Source organism: Gemmata sp. (assembly GCF_051859125.1).
Lineage (GTDB): Bacteria > Planctomycetota > Planctomycetia > Gemmatales > Gemmataceae > Gemmata.
In genome coordinates, this window is record NZ_JBHYGG010000224.1 from 1 (window position 1) to 18,846 (window position 18,846).

At 71.3% G+C, this 18,846-nt stretch carries 13 protein-coding genes; 1 reads left to right on the forward strand and 12 read right to left on the reverse strand.

Going from position 1 to position 18,846, the window contains the following annotated elements; genetic code table 11:
* Positions 1-229 precede the first annotated feature (229 nt).
* A complete protein-coding gene (locus ACTIGN_RS18365) occupies positions 230-418 on the forward strand; it encodes a hypothetical protein (protein ID WP_439626437.1) in 189 nt (62 codons plus the stop codon).
* Position 419: 1 nt separating this feature from the next.
* Here ACTIGN_RS18365 and ACTIGN_RS18370 read toward each other — a convergent pair whose 3' ends face one another.
* The 12 genes from ACTIGN_RS18370 to ACTIGN_RS18425 form a co-directional block, all read right to left on the reverse strand.
* Positions 420-1,781, reverse strand: a complete 1,362-nt coding sequence (locus ACTIGN_RS18370; RefSeq protein ID WP_439626439.1) for a TIGR02996 domain-containing protein — start codon at positions 1,779-1,781, stop codon at positions 420-422.
* Between the two features lie 49 nt (positions 1,782-1,830).
* Positions 1,831-3,639: a hypothetical protein gene (locus ACTIGN_RS18375; RefSeq protein ID WP_439626441.1), complete on the reverse strand. Its 1,809-nt coding sequence runs from the start codon at positions 3,637-3,639 to the stop codon at positions 1,831-1,833.
* A 616-nt stretch (positions 3,640-4,255) separates the two neighbouring features.
* Entirely contained in the window at positions 4,256-5,482 is a 1,227-nt protein-coding gene (plsY, locus tag ACTIGN_RS18380) for a glycerol-3-phosphate 1-O-acyltransferase PlsY (protein WP_439626443.1), read from the reverse strand.
* Positions 5,483-5,752: 270 nt separating this feature from the next.
* A complete protein-coding gene (locus ACTIGN_RS18385; protein WP_439626445.1) occupies positions 5,753-6,919 on the reverse strand; it encodes a glycosyltransferase family 4 protein in 1,167 nt (388 codons plus the stop codon).
* A 158-nt stretch (positions 6,920-7,077) separates the two neighbouring features.
* On the reverse strand, positions 7,078-8,007 hold the full coding sequence (locus tag ACTIGN_RS18390) for a lipopolysaccharide kinase InaA family protein (RefSeq protein ID WP_439626447.1): 930 nt from the start codon (positions 8,005-8,007) through the stop codon (positions 7,078-7,080).
* A 2-nt stretch (positions 8,008-8,009) separates the two neighbouring features.
* Entirely contained in the window at positions 8,010-9,530 is a 1,521-nt protein-coding gene (locus tag ACTIGN_RS18395; protein WP_439626449.1) for a lipopolysaccharide kinase InaA family protein, read from the reverse strand.
* Complete coding sequence (waaF, locus tag ACTIGN_RS18400) at positions 9,520-10,590, reverse strand: lipopolysaccharide heptosyltransferase II (RefSeq protein ID WP_439626451.1); 1,071 nt, start codon at positions 10,588-10,590, stop codon at positions 9,520-9,522. The genes ACTIGN_RS18395 and waaF overlap by 11 nt, the downstream gene beginning before the upstream one ends.
* A 13-nt stretch (positions 10,591-10,603) precedes the next feature.
* Positions 10,604-12,100, reverse strand: coding sequence for a D-glycero-beta-D-manno-heptose 1-phosphate adenylyltransferase (gene rfaE2, locus ACTIGN_RS18405; RefSeq protein ID WP_439626453.1), 1,497 nt, complete (start codon positions 12,098-12,100; stop codon positions 10,604-10,606).
* A gap of 10 nt (positions 12,101-12,110) precedes the next feature.
* On the reverse strand, positions 12,111-13,157 hold the full coding sequence (gene lpxK / locus ACTIGN_RS18410; protein ID WP_439626455.1) for a tetraacyldisaccharide 4'-kinase: 1,047 nt from the start codon (positions 13,155-13,157) through the stop codon (positions 12,111-12,113).
* Positions 13,158-13,241: 84 nt separating this feature from the next.
* On the reverse strand, positions 13,242-16,061 hold the full coding sequence (locus tag ACTIGN_RS18415; RefSeq protein ID WP_439626457.1) for a protein kinase domain-containing protein: 2,820 nt from the start codon (positions 16,059-16,061) through the stop codon (positions 13,242-13,244).
* A gap of 126 nt (positions 16,062-16,187) precedes the next feature.
* Entirely contained in the window at positions 16,188-17,813 is a 1,626-nt protein-coding gene (locus tag ACTIGN_RS18420; RefSeq protein ID WP_439626459.1) for an NAD(P)/FAD-dependent oxidoreductase, read from the reverse strand.
* 164 nt (positions 17,814-17,977) lie between these two features.
* Positions 17,978-18,832 (reverse strand): fumarylacetoacetate hydrolase family protein, encoded by an 855-nt coding sequence (locus tag ACTIGN_RS18425; protein WP_439626461.1) that lies wholly within the window; start codon positions 18,830-18,832, stop codon positions 17,978-17,980.
* Positions 18,833-18,846 lie beyond the last annotated feature (14 nt).

The window sequence follows — 18,846 nt, forward strand, 5'->3', positions numbered from 1 at the left end:
ACCAGCGGCCCGGCGAACCCTGAGCGCCAGCGAGGGGGTGGACGTCCACCCCTTCGCTGGCGCTCAGGGTTCGCCCAGTTCACGAGCCCTCCCAATCGCGCCACCCCGCACGTCCGGCACAATTCCCCGATTGGTCTTGCACACCCCTCCGGCGCGGGTGATAATCCTCCCGCTGTCCCACGAACAAGGAGGTTCCCGGGTCATGTTCATTTCCGATCCGACCGTTCTCATGCACGAAACCGAATCGCCCGCCATCGACGCCACGGAAGCCCGCTGGGCCGCCGAGTACCTGTCGCTGATCCTCAACCAGCTCGACCCGTACTCCCCGGTGAGCATGGTGCTGACGCAGGCCCGCCGCGAGCTGACCAGCCTCGCGCAGAGCGGCACCGAGGCGCCCCGCCTCCGCATCGCCGCCTGAGCTACCGCACCGCGGGCATGCGAAGCCTCTCCCCCAGTTTCCGCACAAGCTCATCGAGCCCGGGCCGGTGACGGTCCGCGCTGAACGCGAACGTCTCGATGCGGCCCAGGTCGAACATCTCCGGGAGCCGCCGCAGGTCATCGTCGGCCGGGTCGTCGGCGAGGTGTGCCGCGAACGCCAGGTGCTTCAACTGCTTGATGAGCGGTGACCGCACGAGGACGTCGATCCCCGCCCGATCAAGGTGAAGTTGACTGATGCGCAGCTCTTCCAGGTGTGGCAACTTCGCATCCGAGAGAAGAGCTCGAAGGCACTCGACACCCGGCGTCGGGTCGGGGCCTTGGTCGTAGTCGGCGCAGTATGTGGTCAGTGCGAGCGTTCGAAGACTCCGCAGGTGACCACTCGACGTGAGCGCCCTGCAATCCGCGGGTATCGGTTGTCCAAACAGATCCAGGCGTAACTCCTCCAACTCCGTGAGGTAGGGCGACAGCGCAAGGGCGAGCGATCCGGTTGACGATAGTGTTGCCAAAGTCAGCGACCGTAGGTCCGACAGCCGGGGGCAATCGGCCACGTCCGGAGTGGCATCGTCTCCCCCAACAACCCACGTCATGCGCCGGAGTTGATTGGGCCGGGAAAGCTCCAGTGCCTCAAGTACTCGCGCGAAGTCCGGGGTGCGAATCTCCAGTTCGCTGAGTCGGTGCAGGCGCTGCGACTGGAACACCGCACGAACGCACGCCGCGTCCGGGTCTTGCAGCACCAGTGAACGGACCCCGCACAAGTGGGGACCGTCGGACCAGTGGTCATCCTTGAGCGGCTGAACACCCTGGATTGCCGTGAGAGGGGCGGCCGTCGTCCACCGCGTCAGGAGCGGACCCGCACGGCCCGGTCGATAATGGTGGGCGGTGAAGTTCACATCCTCGGGGAACCCCCGACGCCACGTCGCGCGGTGGAACCCCTGAGTGTGTCCTGGGCGATAGATCGACTGGTAGATGAACAGATCCGAAGCGCCAGCAATCGCGGTGTACGGTGACCCCGGCCTTGTCCTGAAGCCAGCGGCATCGGCCAGTCGGCCGAACCGTGTCGTCGGGCGTGGCACAGGAACGACGAAACCGAGCGCCTCGCACACCTCGGTCCACCACTCGATCCACTGCGCGGAAAATAGCTCGCGGGCGCGTTGGGCGAGAGCCGCGCGGCGGGGCGAGTCGATGTGGTGGTGTTCGGCCTCGATCTGGGTGCGGATAAACGCGGCGCGGGGTGCGTTGCCGCGCTCCTCGATGCAGTCGGCGTAGGCGAGCCGCACCGTGTCGTCGGCCGGGTCGGCCACGATCGCCGCGAGCAGCGCCCGTTCGTCGTCGGTCGTGGGCACGGGTCGGGTCCACCATCTACCAGGCGGGACCGGTCCGCCACGGGTCGGGTTACTGGGCCTTCCCGCTCTTCACCCGGGCCAGGCTCTGCTCGACGACCGCCAGGTCCTTCGGGCGGTTCGCGTCCTTCAGGTACGCGACGGCCTGCTCGTGCAGCCGCACGCAGTACTCGCTGACCTCGTTGCCCCGCCGCGGCGGCACCTTGGGCAGCAGTTCGAGGTAGAACTTCGCCATCAGGGCGTCGCCGCCCTTGATGTCCTTCGACACCTCCTGCATGCGGGCCACCATCTTCGGGATGTACCGGCCCTCGTCCGGGAACTTGCGGACGGTGAACGCCAGCCCGTCGAACGCCGCCTTCTGGTCCTTCGCGTCGGTGAGGTACTCGACGAGCTTGAGCCGGCACTGGCACGCCAGGTCCGGCCGGCCGAGCGCCTCGTACGACGCGACCAGCTTCACGAACACCCCGGACCGGGCCGACTTGTCCTTCTGCGGGGTCAGCAGGTCGTCGGCCAGCGCCCACGAGAAGTCCGGGAACTTCGTGAACGTGTTGGCCGCCCGGGTCACGAGCTGGGTCGCCTCCGCGGGGCCGGTCAGCGTGCCGGCCTTGGACAGCGCCGCGAACTCCTGCCACGCCGCCCCGCACATCGGGTACAGCGCGAGCACCCGGTTCAGGTACGCCGCCTGGTCCTTCGCCGAAAGCTGCTTCTTGTCGCGGACGAGCGGGAACGCCCGCATGAGCAGGTCGGCCTGCCGGCTGGCGTGCGGCGCGTTGCCCACGGCCGTGAGCCGCCGCTCCAGGTCGCGGTCGGTCGTGCCCTTGCCGGACTGCGGGTCGGTGAGGGTGCCGACGTAGTAGTGGTCCAGGTTGTACCGGCCGAACGACTCCAGGGTGAACGTGACCGCGTCCTTGTTCACCGCCTTGACCTCGGCCCACATGACCCAGGCGTGCAGGCCGCCGGAGTTCGCCTCGCCGGTGACGTACTCGGCCGGCACCCCGATCGACTTGGCGACCCGGGCGGCGAAGTCGGCCTGCATGGCGCACACCCCGCCGAACTGCTTGAGGCTCGCCAGCGTGTACGGCTTGTCGTTCAGCTTGCACGTCTTGGACTCGGTCCGGAGCATCACCATGTCGTACTCGACGTCCTTGTAGCACGTGCCGATGTTGGCCCGCCGCTTCAGGTAGTTGGCCGCGGCCCAGTCCCGCTCGTCGACCGGCGTGCGGTGGTTGACGGTGTGGACCAGGAACTCCCACGGGAGCTGCTGCTGCGGCCCCTTCAACTTGGCCTGCCGGTCGAGGGCGTACCGGAAGTTCTCGAGCGCCCCCACCTTCGCCACGCCGTCGGGGAGCGTGGCCCGGACCCGGGTCTGGTGCTGGCGGTAGTCGTACGGGCCGCGCGGGCTGTCCCACACCACGGCGACGGCCACGGCCAGTTCATCGTTCTTCTTGACCGCGTCGGCGTCGGCCCTCCACAGGTCGCGGAACACCCCCAGCGCCGCGGCCGGGTCGTCCTCGCCCGGGGTGATCGCGGTGAACAGCGTCTCGCGGACCTCGGCGTTGGCGGCGAGGAACTCGAACAGCGGGGCGGCGTCGTCCCCGAGGCGGGCCTTGAGGTCCGCGCCGTGCTTCGCCTCGAAGTGGCGGGCGAACGCCGTGCGGACGTGCTTGTACTCGCCGCGGGCAAACGCCTTGTCCTTGAGCCCGTCGCCGGTCGTGATGAGGTCGAGCAGGATCTGGTCGGCGTCGTCCGGGGCCGGGGCGTCGGCCTTCGGGTCCGCCCCGGTCGCCCGTGGGGCGGTTGCGGCCCCCAGGAGGAGGAGCGCAAGGGCGAGGCGCGTGAGCAGTCGCGCGGTAGCGAGCATGGGAGAGTCCTCGGTAGTTCGACCGAGTTATTCTCAAGGGCAGCCGCACAAGAAGCCAAGCTATTTGTGTGAGGAAATCGTGAGAAAGCCCCTGTGGCGTGCGGTTACCGATAGGAGTTGCGCAGTTGGGCTCGGATCTGCTTGGTTCTGGTGGGGCAGACAGGAATGTTTGCCCCACCAGAACCAACAGTGTAATCCCAAGAAGTGGTGGCGGAATTGACTGCGAGTCTGGGGTGTGGTTCGGGTGGCCGCCCCTCACCCGCCGCTCGAAGACTCGCGGCGACCTCTCCCCCGAGACCGGGGGCGAGGTGGGGCTCGCCGGGCCTCCCACGAGCGCTGCGGGAAGGCACGGGTGCGGACCCGCAGCCCCCACCTCGCCCCCCGTCCGGGGGGAGAGGTCGCGACGAGGCTCTGCGAGTCGCGGGTGAGGGGGCACGCGACACCACCCCACCAACCACACGGACCCACTCCGCCACCGCTCTCACGGTGTTGAAATGCTTCGCCGATGCGGGTCACAACGGAGGGACCGTCCGCGGCGCGGGCTTGGGGACCGTAGCGGGGCAGGCCAGCCCCTTCTGCCGGCTTTCACCGCGAGCGCCGGTGCCCGGCGACGCCCCTACGCCACGGGGTTGTCGTCGTGCGGCAGGCTACCGGCGAGCGCGAGGGCGGCCCCGGCGAGGCACACGGTCACGAAGCTGAGCAGCAGGCTGGCGAGGTGCCACGGGCCGAACGCCTCCTTCGCCCCGAGCGCGACCACCGGGTCGGTCGAGAAGCGGAGCAGCCGGATCTCGCTCACGTAGTTCGACAGCGGCCAGGCAACCGCGACCGTGGCGCACGCCGCAACGAGGAGGTGGACGCGGCGGCGGTGGACGCGGCCCCCGGCCCCGTACCAGCTCATCGCGGTCACGAGCGCGACCAGCCCGCACACCGCCTGCATCCCGAAGTACCGCGGGAACACCGGCCCGACCGCCGAGCCCGCCAGCGCGCTCGCGAGCGCCTTCTTCTCGTCCTCCGGGGCGTCCTGCCGGATGATCGTCACGTTCGCGGTGCGGTCCGACGGGCCGTCGCTCACTACCCGGGCGAACGAGTCGAAGATCGCCGGGGCCGCCGCGAAGTTGAAGAACGCCGCGCCGCCGAACCACATTCCCAGCGCGACGACGTGCAGCCCGCGGACCCAGCCCCGGCGCCGCGGACCGTCCAGGAACGCGCGACTTTCCGTACCCATCAGTAAGCGCCTCACGTTGGAATGGTGCTTCACCACGACCAGTGCCGAACCGATGATCGTGAACAATGTGATCGGTAATGCCTGTTGGCCGAACGGGGCGGGCGTGCCGAGGAGCCGCGCCGCGACCAGCGCCGCAACGGCGGCGAGCGACGCCAGCGACACCGTCCGCGACGCGAGCAGCACGACGACCCACGCGAGGACCGCCAGCGCCGCCGGGCCGGGCACCAGCACGAACACCGCACCGGCCCCCGTCGCCACGCCCTTCCCGCCGCGGAACCCGAGGTAGACCGGAAACAGGTGCCCGAGGAACGCGACGCCCGCCGCGGCGACCCGCAGAACGTCCGGCTCGCCAAGGGCCGTGGCGGCGTCGGGGTGCAGGAACTTCGCGAGCGGCACGATGAGGGCGACGGGCAGCGCGCCCTTGAGGAAGTCGAGGAGGAAGACGAGCACGCCGTACCGCGCGCCGAGGACGCGGGCGGCGTTCGTGGCCCCGATGTTCCCGCTGCCGGCGGTGAACAGGTTCACCCCACGCACCCGGCCCACGAGGTAGCCGAACGGGACCGCACCGATGAGGTACGCGGCGAGGACGAGCAAAAGGGCGACGGCGAGCGGTGGCATCCCGGCATTGTAGTGGCGACGCGCGGTCGGACACGGCCGGAGCGAGACGGGCTCAGGGCAGCCGGGTCGTCGCTGCTGTGGGCCAGTGCTCGCAACGTGTGCGTGGAGCAAACGTCTCGTTGCGAGGACCGGGCCGTCGCTTGAGTGGGAGAAAATGTCGAGTTGCGAAGAGTCGGCACCGTTCGCGAAGAGTTCAGGGCCTTTGCGAAGCCTTCGCGCCGGTTGCGGTGACCCCTCCCCCGGTCCTCCGCAACCGTCACGCCCGGCCGGTCACGCGGCCCGCTTGCTGAGCCGCACCTCGGAGAACACCGACAGGAGCGCCTGGTAGTGGTGCTCGAAGGTCCACCGCGAGCCGGTGGCGCGGGCCGCGGCGCTGGCCTCGCGGAGGTAGCCGCGGTCGAACATCTTGGCCATCGCGGCGGCGAGTTCGGGGGCGTCGTGCGGGTCGATCACCACCACGCCGTCGGTCGGCGGGGAGAGCAGTTCGGACGCGCCGTTGTACCGCGTCGTGACGACCGGCAGCCCGCACGCGAGCGCCTCCAGCGCGACGAGCGAGCACGGGTCGTAGAAGGTCGGGTGGACGAGGTAGTCGGCCGCGAAGTAGCAACTCTTCGGGTCGGACCGGTGCCCGAGGAAGACGACGCGGTCCGCGATGCCGAGCCGCCGCGCCTGCCGCTCGTACCGGGCGAACTTCGGGTGCCCCACGACGACGAGGCGGTTGGGCATCGTGTTCGGCGTGAGCGCGTAGGCGTTGAGGAGCGGGGCGAGCCCCTTGAGCCGGTAGTTCATGGCGACGAACAGGCCGACGGTTTCGCCCGGCGCGACGCCCCACCGGTCCCGCTCCTCGGACCGCTGCTTGAGCCGGTCCTCGGCCGCGAACCGCAGCGGGTCGATGGCGCTGCGCACCACCCGCACCTCCTCGGGCGGCACGCCGTAGAACTCCTCGAAGTGCCGCCGCACCATGTGGCTGTTCACCACGATGAGCGGCTTCTTCGGCCCGAGGTACTGCTTCTTCTCCAGCCGCGCGAACGACCACGCGGCCGGGTCGAGGCACTTGCCGAGCTTCGCGAGGGCGCGCTCCACCGGCCCCGAGAACTTCAGCAGGTTGTGCGCGGCGCTCGCCGCGTGCAGCCCGCCCTGCGGGTACAGCACGTCCTGGCCCCACGTCTTGTCGAACCCGATGCTGACGTCGTGCCGCGGCCCCACGGCCGCCTCGCACGCCGCCCCGAACCGCCACGGGCGCAGGAACCGCGGGCCGGTCGGCACGTCGAGGCGGTGGAAGTGCGTCGCGGCCGGCAGCGCCGCGGCGTCCCACCGGCAGGCGTAGAGGTGAACGGCGTGGCCGTCACGGGACAGCCGCCGGGAGAGGTCGCCGATGTACGTCTCGGCCCCGCCCCGGGCCGGCAGCACGCTCTCGTAGCACAGTGCAACGTCCATGATGTCACCCGAGAGTAGCAGGCTGCGAGGTCGCAGTCGTTGGCCTCACGCGGGCCGCCACGGAGGGCGGCCCCTACAAACCAAACGCGAACTGTCTGGTAGGGGCCGCCCTCCGTGGCGGCCCGCCAACCGCGTCAGATTGGAACACGGTGTGCCGATCACTTCGCGCCCGCGTGCCTTCGGTGGTGCCGGTCGTACAGGCTCCACTTCCAGCGGACGAACGGGAGGAGCCACCCGCCCGGCGGCTGACCCGGCCACGCGCTCCGGTACAGCTTCCAGAACCGCACCCGGTCGCGGGCCGTCACGCCCTGCACGTCCGACGAATAGAGCAGTTGCGCGAGGTCCTTCACCTGCCACCACGGTGCGGTGACGGAGTGCTTCGCGAGGCGGTGCAGGTCGATCATCACCACGCGGTTCACCCACTCGGCTGGCACGGTGCGGGTGTGCGACTCGGCGATGTAGAAGTGGCAGAAGTAGAGGTCCTTGTGGAACACCTTGCGGCGGTGCAGTTCGCGCGACAGCCGGGCGAGTTCGCGGGTCAGGCCGCGCTTCCACCGGAGGAACGCCTCGGCGTCGAGTTGGGCGGCGGCGAGCGGCACGGCCTCGTGCAGCGGGAGCATCCCGTGCAGCTCCTCGACCGCGAGGAACCCCTGGAGACGGAACCCCGGGCCGACCATCTGCCCGGCCGCAACCGGCCGCGGCACCGGGAACCCCTGCTGCGCCGCCCACGTGAGGTGGTGCCACTCCTGGAGCCCCGGCGACCACGCGCCGTTCGGGAACAGCGTCGCCATGACGCCGTGGACCCACGGCAGCTTGTAGTGCCGCTTCAGGTACACGCTCAGGCGGTCGGCACCGTCTTCGAACACGCGGCGGCCGATCGAGCGGCCCTGCTTGCGGTGCAACCGGTCGGTGACCGGCTCGTCCATGATGCGGGACTCCCAGCCCTCGCCGGCGAACCGCTCCCAGTCCGGGGCGCGGCGGAGCAACCGCGTGCCGCGGAACAGGCGGTGCCACAGGCACGAGACGGGGTCGCCGACCGCGGGCACGAGCCGCGACGGATTGCGAACGCCCGACGGTGGAGAGTTCACGTTCATGAGCCTGCGACAACGGGGAGTGAGCGAACCGGCGATCGGGCCACGATACGCTCCCGCGGCCCGGCGAGATAGCCCGCTTCGACGGCCGCCCGCGACCACTCCGGGACGGCCGCGGCCAGCGCAGCGAGGTCGTGGCCCCGGGCCTGTCGCGACACCTTGCGGACCAGGCGAACGCGGGTCACGTCGCGCACGGCCGCGCCACGAGCCGTGACGCCGAACGCCGCGAGCGGCTCGCCCACCGGGCGGCACCCGGCGTCGTGGAGTCGACGCAGCGCGCGCCCGAGTTGCTCCGCGGTGTGCGGTTCGACCGAGCCGGGGACCGCATCGCCAGGGAGTTCGTGGAGCGCGAACCACTCGGCGGTCGCGCGGCCGGTGAGCCGCTGGCCGAAGGCGAACAGCCGCGGGGCCGGGACGCCGTAGCGTTCGAGGTGGAACAGCACGCGGCCGAGCGTGACCCCCGGCGACCGCCACGGCCGCCCGCGGAGTGCTGCCACGAAGCGCCCGAGCGGCGCGACAGACCGGCCGCGGATCAGCACGCCCTCGCGGCCGTCGCGGAGTTCGGTGCGGAGCGTCGCGGGCTCGCAGCCGTAGAACGGGGCAGCGACCGCCGGCCGTTGCCAGACCGCGGCCACGTCCGGGACCGCACACACGGCCTCGCCGGCGACCCAGACGAGCCGCTGCGCCGCCGCGGTGACAACGGGTTGTCGCTGGTCGCGGATCGAGCGCCGCGTGCGGGCCTTCGCGGCGAGCCGCTCGATCTGTCTCGCGACTGGGGCGACGCAGCGAGCGTTGAGTGCGGCCCGCAGCACGCGGAGCCGGTCGCGGGTCGACGCGAGGTCGTCAGCGACCGAGGCGTGCAGCGCGGCCAGCGCCGCGAGCCGCTCGGCCCGCGGCAGACTCGGGAGGCGGCGGGCCGACTGCCAGTCGATGAGCGTGAGGCCGCCGCCGGGAGCGACGAACAGGTGCTTCGCGGTGAGGTCGGGCGTGCTCCAGCCCGCGGCGTGCAACCGGCCGATCACCCACCCGACGCGCGCGGCCAGGGCGCGCCGCCCGGCGGGTGACAGCACGCTGTCACCGAGTGCCGCCCGCAGGTCGGTGGCCCCGGCGACCTCTTCCACGAGCAGGAACGCGCGGCCGCGGCCGTCGCCCCCGACCGCGACCCACTGCGGGCCGGGCAGGCCCGACACCTGCAATTCTTTGAGAACGGCGGCTTCCCGCTCGCACCGCGAGACCCGCCCGAACCCCGCGGCCCAGGTGCGGAGCCGCTCGCGCCACGTCACGGCGTGCTGCCGCTTCAGGTAGAACGCGGTTGCGAACTCGGGGAGTTCGACCCGCACGACGTGCCGGTCCGGGTGGCCGCTGACGACCTCGCCCGGGAGTTCGAGGAACCCCGCCGCGGAGTCGATGCCCAGCGCGCGGAACCGCTCGGCGAACGCCGGGTTCACCTCGGCCCACCCGCCGCTTTGGTGCGCCGCGGGCCGGAAGACCGTCGCCGTTCGCGGCACGCTACGCGGCATCGGGCACCCCGCTTTCGGCCCGCAGCGGGAACCGGGTGAGGAGCGCCTCGACCGCGGGAAACACGTCGGCCGGCGTGAGGTCGCGCATGCACCGGTGGTCGATGGGGCACACCCGCTGCTGGCACGGGCCGCACGGGAACTTCTTTTGCAGGTGCAGCGCCTTCGGGTAGTACGTCTCGGTCCACTCGATGTGGGTCGGGCCGAACAGCGTCACGACCGGCCGGTCGAACGCGGCCGCGAAGTGCCGCGGGCCGCTGTCCGTCGTCACCAGCAGGTTCGACCGCCGCACGATCGCCTTCGTGAGTCCCAGTGACAGCGGGTTGTCAGCGAGCGAGAAGGCGTGCGGGGTGCCGCTCTCGGCCGCGACCTGCCGGGCCAGGTCGCGTTCGGCGGGGCCGCACAGCACAAGCACCCCGCACCCGAGTCGCGTGGTCACGAGCCGGGCGAGGTGCGCGAAGTGCGCCGTGGGCCAGTGCTTCGCCGCGCCGAACGCCGCCCCGGGGTTCAGGACCACGACCCGCGGGTACCGCTTCAGGTCGAACCGGTCCCACACCGCGTCCGCGGCCGCCTCGTCGGCGGGCGTCGTGAACAGTTCCATGCGGTGGCCCGGGTCGCGCGCCCCGAGCGCGAGCGCCAGGCGGTTGTAGTCGTTGATGACCGGCGTGGGGAGGAAGCGCCCGCGAGCGTCCTTCGCGTAGTACAACCGGTCGGTGAGCAGGAGGCTGCGGCCGTAGCGGGCGAAGCCGACGACTCGCTTGCAGCGGCCGAGGCGGGCGACGAGTGCGGTGCGGAACGAGTTCGAGAAGAGGATTGCGGCATCGGGCGGGTTCTCGCGGAGGGCGCGCGCGACGCCGAGCGTCCGCTGCGGCTTCGGGCCGCGCTTGTCGCACAGCACCACGTCGCGGAGCCACGGCGAGCCGGCGAGTACGTCGGCGACGTACGGCTTGCACACGGCGACGAGGTCGGCCGCCGGGTACGCCTCGTGGACGGCCCGCACGGCCGGCGTGGCCATGACCACGTCGCCGACCCAGTTCGGCAGGAACAGCGCGATCCTTCGCAAGTCGCCCCCGTGGTCAGGCCGCCCGCATCCGCTCGATGAGGCTGGTCGTCGAGAACCCGTCGCGGAGGTCGGCGAGGTGGACCCGGCCGCCGTACCCCTCGACCACGTCCGCACCGACCACGTCGGCCTTGCGGTAGTCGGCCCCCTTCACCAGCACGTCGGGCCGCACGGCCCGGATGAGCGCCAGCGGGGTCTGCTCGGTGAAGATGGTGACGAAGTCCACGTCCTGGAGGCCGGCGAGCACGAGCGCCCGCGCCTCGACCGGGTTCATCGGCCGCGTCGGCCCCTTGAGCTGCCGGACGCTCGAATCGCTGTTCAGCCCGACGACCAGGCAGTCGGCCTGCCGCCGCGCCTCGGCGAGGTACTGGACGTGTCCGGCGTGCAGCACGTCGAAGCACCCGTTGGTGAACGCGACCCGCTGCCCGGCGGCGCGGCGGCGCTCCAGGTCGGTGAGCAGTTGCGGCAGCCCGGCGACCTTGGCCGCGCCCGGGATGCGCTGGTCGGCCGTGCGGAACGGCGCGTGGAGCAGGTCGGCGAGGATCTCGTCCCGCGAGACGGTGGCGACGCCGATCTTCTCGACTTCGAGGCCGCCGGCGACGTTGGCGAGGCGGATCGCGGCGTCGTAGTCGGCCCCGCTGGCGAGCGCGAGGCCGAGCGAGGCCATGACCATGTCGCCGGCCCCGGTGATGTCGTACACCTGGCGCGGCCGCGTCGGGAACACGACCGAGCGGCCGTCGCGGTGCGCCAGGGCCATGCCGTCCTTGTCGAGCGTGACGATGCCGGCTTCGAGCCCGAGGCGGTCGCGGAGTTCGGCCGCGGCTGCCAGCGCCTGGGCCGTTGTGGTGATCGTGCGGCCGGTCGCGAGGCCGGCCTCGAGGCGGTTGGGGGTGACCGAGGAGCAGCCGATGTACTTCGAGTAGTCGCCGCCGCGGGTCGGGTCGGCGACGACGCGGACGCCCTTGCGGTGGGCCAGGGCGATGACGCGGGCGAGCACCCGCGGGGTGCAGACGCCCTTGTCGTAGTCGCTGACGAGGACGAGGTCGGTGTCCGCGAGTTGCGCCTCGGCGACCGCGATGAGCCGCGCCTCGACGTCGCCGGTGACGGCGGCGCGGTTCTCGTAATCGACACGGATCATCTGCTGCGGGTGGCGGTCCTGGGCGCGGCCGATGTACCGCTCCTTGACCGTCGTCGGGCGGCCGGTGTCGGCGACCACGCCGCTCGCGTCGATGCCGAGGTCGGAGAGGATTTGCCCGGCGCGGACGCCGTCCGAGTCGCGGCCGACCACTCCGACGAGACTGGTCTGTGCACCAAGCGCCTGGAGCATGGTGGCGACGCTGCTCGCGCCGCCGAGCCGCTCCTCGCGGGTGTCGGCCCGGAGCAGGATGACCGGCGCTTCCTGGCTGATCCGCTCGGCGTTGCCCCAGACGTACCGGTCGAGCATCACGTCGCCGACGACGAGCACTCGCGGGCGGCCCAGGCGCTGCACCAAGTCGACGAGATCCGCGGACATCCTGTCCTCCTCACTCGGCCGGCGCGATCCTTCGCAGCGCGGCGTCGAACTCGTCCTGCCCACTTCGAAACGCGAGGCCGATTCGCACGGCCCGCAGCGGCCGCCCGGCGAGTTCGGGCACCCGCAACTTCACCCAGTCCTTCTGCGTCGTCGCGACCAGCGCGTCGGCCGGCAGCGTCTCGGCCCACCGACCGAGTTCGTCGACGTCGCTCCGCGAGTACGCGTGGTGGTCCGGGAACGACCGGAAGCTCACCAGGCTCGCGCCCAACGTTTCCAGGGTGCGGCGAAACGCGGTCGGGTTCCCGATGCCGCAGAACGCCGCGACCGACTTCCCCGCGAGCGACTCGACCGGCTCGGGTCCGTCGCCGCCGAGCAGTTCCGCCGGCCGGTGCTCGGTCGTCGCGACCGGCGTGTCCGGGAACCGCCGCGCCAGCCAGCCGCGGGTCGCTTCCAGTTCCGCGGCCGCCACCTGATCGCTGCGGGTCAGCACGATCGCCCCGGCCCGCCGCAGTCCGCTCGCCGGTTCCCGCAGGGTGCCGCGGGGGAACAGGTGGTCCCGGGTCAGCGGCCGCGTCGCGTCGATCAGCACCACGTCCAGGTCGCGGTGCAACCGGCGGTGCTGGAACCCGTCGTCGAGGACGAGCACCTCGGCTTCCAGCTCCTCCGCCGCGGTGGCCGCCAGCGCGACGCGGTCTCGGCCCTGCAAGTGCGGCACGTCGGGCAGGTTCTCTTCGAGGACCATCGCCTCGTCGTTGCGGCCGGCGTCGCTCCCGTACCCGCGGCTCAGGATCGCGACCCGGTGGCCGAGGTCGCGGTAGAACGCGGCGACGTACTCGACGCACGGCGTCTTCCCGGTGCCGCCGAGGGTCAGGTTCCCGACGCTCACCACCGGCGGAACCGCCCGGTGGACCGTTTTCCAGCCGCGGCTAAACAGCCCGTTGCGAACACCGACGCCGACGCCGTACGGCCAACTCGCGAGCCGCAAGCCGGCACGGGCGAGGAGTGTGAACGGGCCGCGGCGCTCCCCACGGACAAGGGCCAGCCACTCACGTTCCACGGTCGCCTCGGGCACGTCGGGTCTATTTCGGCGGGGGAGTTTAGCCACGGCGGGGCCGACCTGTCAACCGCGGCTCGGTGCGCGTCACTTCGGGGGCTTTGCGGCGAGGTCGCGCAGCAGTTGCTGGAAGTCCTCGCGGCCGTGCAGCGGCTTGAACTCGGGGGCGGCCCGGATCACCTCCGAGTCCCGCATGCCGGCGGCCGCGGCGCTGCGGAGCGCCACGACCGCGAGCTTCTGGATGTACTTCACGTTCACCTCGTCGTCGGCGGTCGGCTTCGGGCAGAGCCGGGCGAGCGCCTCCGCGCCCCGCACCCAGGTCCGGGCCAACTCCGTGTCCACCTTTGGCTCGCCCGCCGGCGTCGTCCGTTCGAAGAACACGGGGGCGATGGTCGCGCCCTCCTTTTGGAGCAGGAACCGGGTCAGGTCGCGAGCGATCGCGTGGGTCCGCTCGTCGTCCTCGGCGAGCCGGACCCGGATGGCGAGCGCCTCGCGGTAGATCGCCGTCGCCTCGGCGTGGTCGCCGCGGTTGTACACGAGCGCCCCCAGGACGTGCAGGCACTCGGACAGGTGGTCGCTGACCCTCGCCGACGGGTTCGCCTTCTTGCGGTGGATGCGGACGGCGTCGCGCGCGGCGGCCTCGGCCGCTTCCAGGTGGTTGACGTGCCGTTCGGCGCGGGCCAGGCTGAGCAACTTGAAGCCCACCGCCGCCGAGTCCGGGCCGTACGACTTGCGGAGGCTCTCGACCACGCCCCGGCGCAGGGCGATCGACGCCTCGTGGTCGCCCTGGTCGCTCAGGAAGTCGGCGAAGAGGGTGCGGGTCGCGACCAGAACGTAGTGGTCGGCCCCCAGCAGCTTGATCGCCTTCGCGTCGGCGTCCGCGTAGAGTTCCCGCGCCCGCTTGGGGCTCCCGAGCCGCGCCGCGAACTGGGCCTGGAGGTACGAGCTGAGGACCCCGGAGAAGTCGTTCCGGCCGCCGATCTTGTCGAGCATCGCGGCGGCCTCGGTCAGCAGCGGGAGCGCCTTGGCGGGCGCGTCGTTCTGGAAGTGCAGTTGCCCGAGCAGGAGCAGCACCAGGGCGATCTCACGACTCTCCGTGTCGCCGCGGCTCCGGCGGACGGTCAGGCACTCCTGGAGGGTGCTCTCGGCCGTCGGGAGCTCGCCGGAGAGGAGCCGCTGGAGGCCGAGGTAGAAGAGCGTGTCGGCGACGAGGACGTGGTCGCCGCCCAGGTACTTGCGGCGGAGCGCGAGCGCCTGCTCCAGTTCCTTCCCGGCCAGTTCGAACTCGCCCGTGCTGATGTGCATCACGCCCAGGCTCTGGAAGCTGGTTGCCGTCTCGATGTGGTCGTCCCCGAAGCGCTTGCGGCGGAGTTGGGCGGCTTCCAGGATCATCGGTTCCGCCTCGCGCGCCCGGCCCTGGTCGAGGTACACGTTCCCGATGCAGTCGAGCAGCGCGGCCCGGATGCGGGGCCGGTCGGTCAGCTCGGTCTTGAGCTTGAGGGCCGCGCGGTCGACGATCTCACGCGCGGTCAGCGCCTGGGCCCCGTTGGCCCGGTTGTGCGCGCCGAACATCCGGCCCGTGAGCGCGAGGGGGTCGGCGTCCTCGAACAGGCCGCCGAGGAACTGCGACACGGCGAACGCGGTTTCCCGCTGCTCCTCCGCTTCCATCCGCCGGGCCTCGGCGATGGCCTTCTGCTGCTCCGCTTCCTTGCGCCGGCCCTCGGCGATCACCCGCTGCTGTTCCGCCTCGTGCTGCTTCTCCTCGGCGAGCCCCTTTTGTTCCTCGGCGTCGCGGGTCCGCGCCTCGGCGATGTCCCGCTGCTGTTCCGCCTCGACGTACTTCCACACGATCCCGCACACGCCGAGCAGCGTCACCAGGACGAGGGCGGCCGGGGCCGGCCGCCGCCGCGCCCACTTGACGGCGTACTCGATGGTGCCCACCGGGCGGACGGCGATCGCACGGCCGGCGAGGTACGCCCGGAGGTCGGCCGCGAGCGCCTCGGCGGTTCCGTACCGCTTCCGCGGCTCCTTCTCCAGGCACTTGAGGCAGATCGTTTCGAGGTCGCGGGGGATGGCCGAAACGAGGCTCCGCGGCCACGCGGGCTCGCCCGCCAGAACCTGTTGAATCGTCTCCATCACCGACTCGCCCTTGAACGGGGTGCGGCCGGTGAGCAGTTCGTACAGGATCACGCCGAGCGCGTACACGTCGGTGGCGGTGCCGATCTCCCGGGTCCGCCCGGCCGCCTGCTCGGGGCTCATGTAGTTCGGCGTCCCCATGATCGCGCCGCTGGCGGTCATCTCGGACTGCCCGACCTTCGCGAGCCCGAAGTCCGTGACCTTCGGTTCGCCCCTCTCGTCGAGGAGCACGTTCGCGGGCTTCAGGTCGCGGTGGACGATCCCCTTCGCGTGCGCGGCCGCGATCGCGTCGGCCAGCTTCGCGACCATCTCCGCCGCCGCCTTCGGCCCGAACCGCCCCGCGTCGTGCAACTTCCCCGCGAGGGTGACGCCGTCCACGAACTCCAGCGCGAAGAACGGCTGCCCGTCGTGCTGCCCGAATTCGTAGACCTGGACGACGTTCGGGTGCTGGATCAGCGCGACGATTTCCGCTTCGACGAGGAACCGCACCTGCGCGACCGGGTCGGCGTACTGGCCGCCGAGCAGCATCTTGATCGCCGTCGGGCGGTTCAGTCGGATGTGCCGGGCGCGGTACACGACGCCCATGCCGCCGCGACCGAGTTCGCCGATGAGTTCGTACCCCGGGATGGCGGGCAGCCCGCGGGTCGCGGGGGGCTGCGACCACTCGGCGGCCCGAACCGCATCGTCGGGGGACTGCGCGATGGTCCCCGAGGGCACGCACGAACTCGCGGCGTCCGGATCGGGTGCGTCGGTCGGTTCGTGGGGCGGCACGGGTGCCTCCGGGAGCGGGAGCCGTCAGAGGTGATGATACCCAATCAGCCGCGTCTCCACCCGCTCGCACCAAGCACGCGGCGTGATGCCCCAGCGGCACCGTGCACGGCGCGGCCGACTGGGGCATCACGCCACGGCGTACTTCGCGATGATGGCGCGGGCGGTGCGGAGGCCGTCCACGGCCGCGGAGACGATGCCGCCGGCGTACCCGGCACCTTCGCCGACGGGGAAGAGGCCGGGCACGCCCGGCGACTCTCGGGTCTCGTTGTCGCGGTCGATGCGGACGGGCGAACTGCCCCGCGACTCGGGACCGACCAGCACCGCGTCGGCCAGGAAGCGCCCGTTCCAGCGGCGGTCCATCTGCGGCAGCCCGTTCGCGACCGCCTCCGCCACCACCGGCGGCAGCACCTCGCGCAGGTCGCACGGCGTCACCCCGCGGGGGTAACTCGACTCCGGGGCCGACCGCGACACCGTGCCCCGCACGAAGTCGCGCGCGCCCTGCACCGGGGAGCGGTACTCGCGGCCCCGGCCGATCTCGAACGCCTTCGCCTCGTACTTCTCCTGGAGCCGCACGCCGGCGAGTACGTCCCTCGCGCCGAACTCCTCGACCGGCACCGTCACCACCAGCCCGCTGTTGGCGAACGGCGAGTCCCGGCGGCTCAGGCTCATGCCGTTGGTCGCGAAGAACCCGTGCTGCGACACGCTCGGGATCACGTACCCGCCGGCGCACATGCAGAACGTGAACAGGTCGTGCTTCCCGCTGGCGACCAGTGAGTAGTCGGCGTTGCCGAGGAGTTCCTCGTACTGCTCGTGCCGCGGGCCGAACTGCACCGCGTTCACCACGTCCTGCCGGTGCTCGATGCGGACGCCGAACTGGAACGGCTTCATCGCCATCGGCACCTTCCTCTCGGCCAGCATGCGGTAGGTGTCGCGGGCGCTGTGGCCGATCGCGAGGACGACCACCGAGGCGGGCGTGAAGCCCGACGACGTGCTGACGCCCTTGAGGCCGCTCGCGTCGAAGTCGACGTCCTCGACCCGCGTGAGGAACCGCACCTCGCCGCCGAACCCCTCGATCCGCTGGCGGAGCGCCTTCACCACGGCGGGCAGGCGGTTGCTGCCGAGGTGCGGGCGGTGGTAGTACAGGATGTTGGGCCGGCCGGGCTGCTGGCCCTTGCACTCGGCGAGCAGTTCCAGCACGCGGATCACGTCCGGCCCGGTGCCGCGGCAGGTGAGCTTGCCGTCGGAGAACGTGCCGGCCCCGCCCTCGCCGAACAGGTAGTTGCTCTCGGGGTGGAACTCGCCGCCGTCGTCGAACGTTTTCACGTCGCGGATGCGGTCGTTCACCTTGGTGCCGCGTTCGAGCAGGATCGGCCGGTAGCCGTGCTTGGCGAGGAAGTACGCGCACACCAGCCCGCCGGGGCCGGAGCCGACGACGACCGGCCGGTGCGGGAGCGGCGTGCGGCCGGGCTCGGGCATCGCGAACGGCGGCTCGTCGTGCAGCGCGACCTGTGCGGGCGCGTGCGGGCGGTCGGCCGTTCGCCGCACCACCTCGGGCTCCTCGGCGGGGAGGTCGACCTCGAAGTTGTAGACGAACCGGAGCTGCCGCTTGTCGCGCAGGTCGAGCGCCTTGCGGACGATCCGCCAGCGACTCAGGTCGGTCGGGTTCACACCCAGCGCGCGTGCGAGGTGCGCCGGGAGGCTGGCTTCCGGCTCATCGACCGGGAGCCTCAGATTCGAGACGCGAATGGACATGGAGGAATCTTACGCGCTGGCGCACCGGCGGACGAAGAAGAGATTGGCCGCAAAGGGGCACAAATTTCGCAAAAGAAGCCGGTTGGTGCTGACGGCCGTACCTCGGGTTTCGTGGCCATCCGTTTTGCGACTTTTGTGCCCTTTTGCGGCCATCATTGGGTGCTTCAACCCACGGGGTTGCGCAGGGTGCCGATGCCGGCGATGGTGATGGCGATGTCGTCGCCGACCTGGAGCGAGAACGCGTCGGGGGGGACGATGCCAGTACCCGTGAGCAGGAGCGCGCCGTTCGGGAAGTCGTTGTCGCGGAACAGCCACTCAACGAGGCTCTCGGGCGTGCGGTTCAGTTGCGCCAGCGTCGTCGTTCCTTCATAAGCCGGCTTGCCCCCGCGGCTGATGACCAGCTTGATCTCGACGCCGGAGAGCGCCGGCATCCCCGCAACGGGCGTGACGACCGGGCCGATGGCGCACGACCGCCGGTAGATCTTCGCCTGCGGGAGGTACAGCGGGTTCTCGCCCTCGATGTCGCGGGAACTCATGTCGTTGCCGATCGTGTACCCGACGATCTTCCCCGCCGGCGTGACGACCAGCGTGAACTCGGGCTCGGGCACGTTCCACTTACTGTCGGCGCGGATGTAGACCGGTTGGCCCGGCGGCACGACCCGCTCGGGCGTGGCCTTCATGAACAGTTCCGGCCGCGGGGCCGAGTACACCTTGTCGTAGAACTGCGCCGCCCCGGCCGACTCCTCCTCGCGGGCCACCTTGCTCCGCTTGTAGGTGACGCCGGCGGCCCACACCTCCTGGCGGTCGATGGGGGCGAGGAACGTCTGGTCGCCGAGCGGCTCCGGGGCGAACCGCGGGTCGATGAGTTCGCGGGCGGCGGCGATCGGGTTCGGCGTGGCGAGGAGGGCCGCGAGCGACGGCACCTCGGGGTCGAGGGCCGTGTCGATCGTGAAGACCTGGTTGTTCTCGATCGCGACGACGTGGTCGCCACTGGCCCGCCGAATCTTGCCGAACTGCATGTGACTGGACTCCG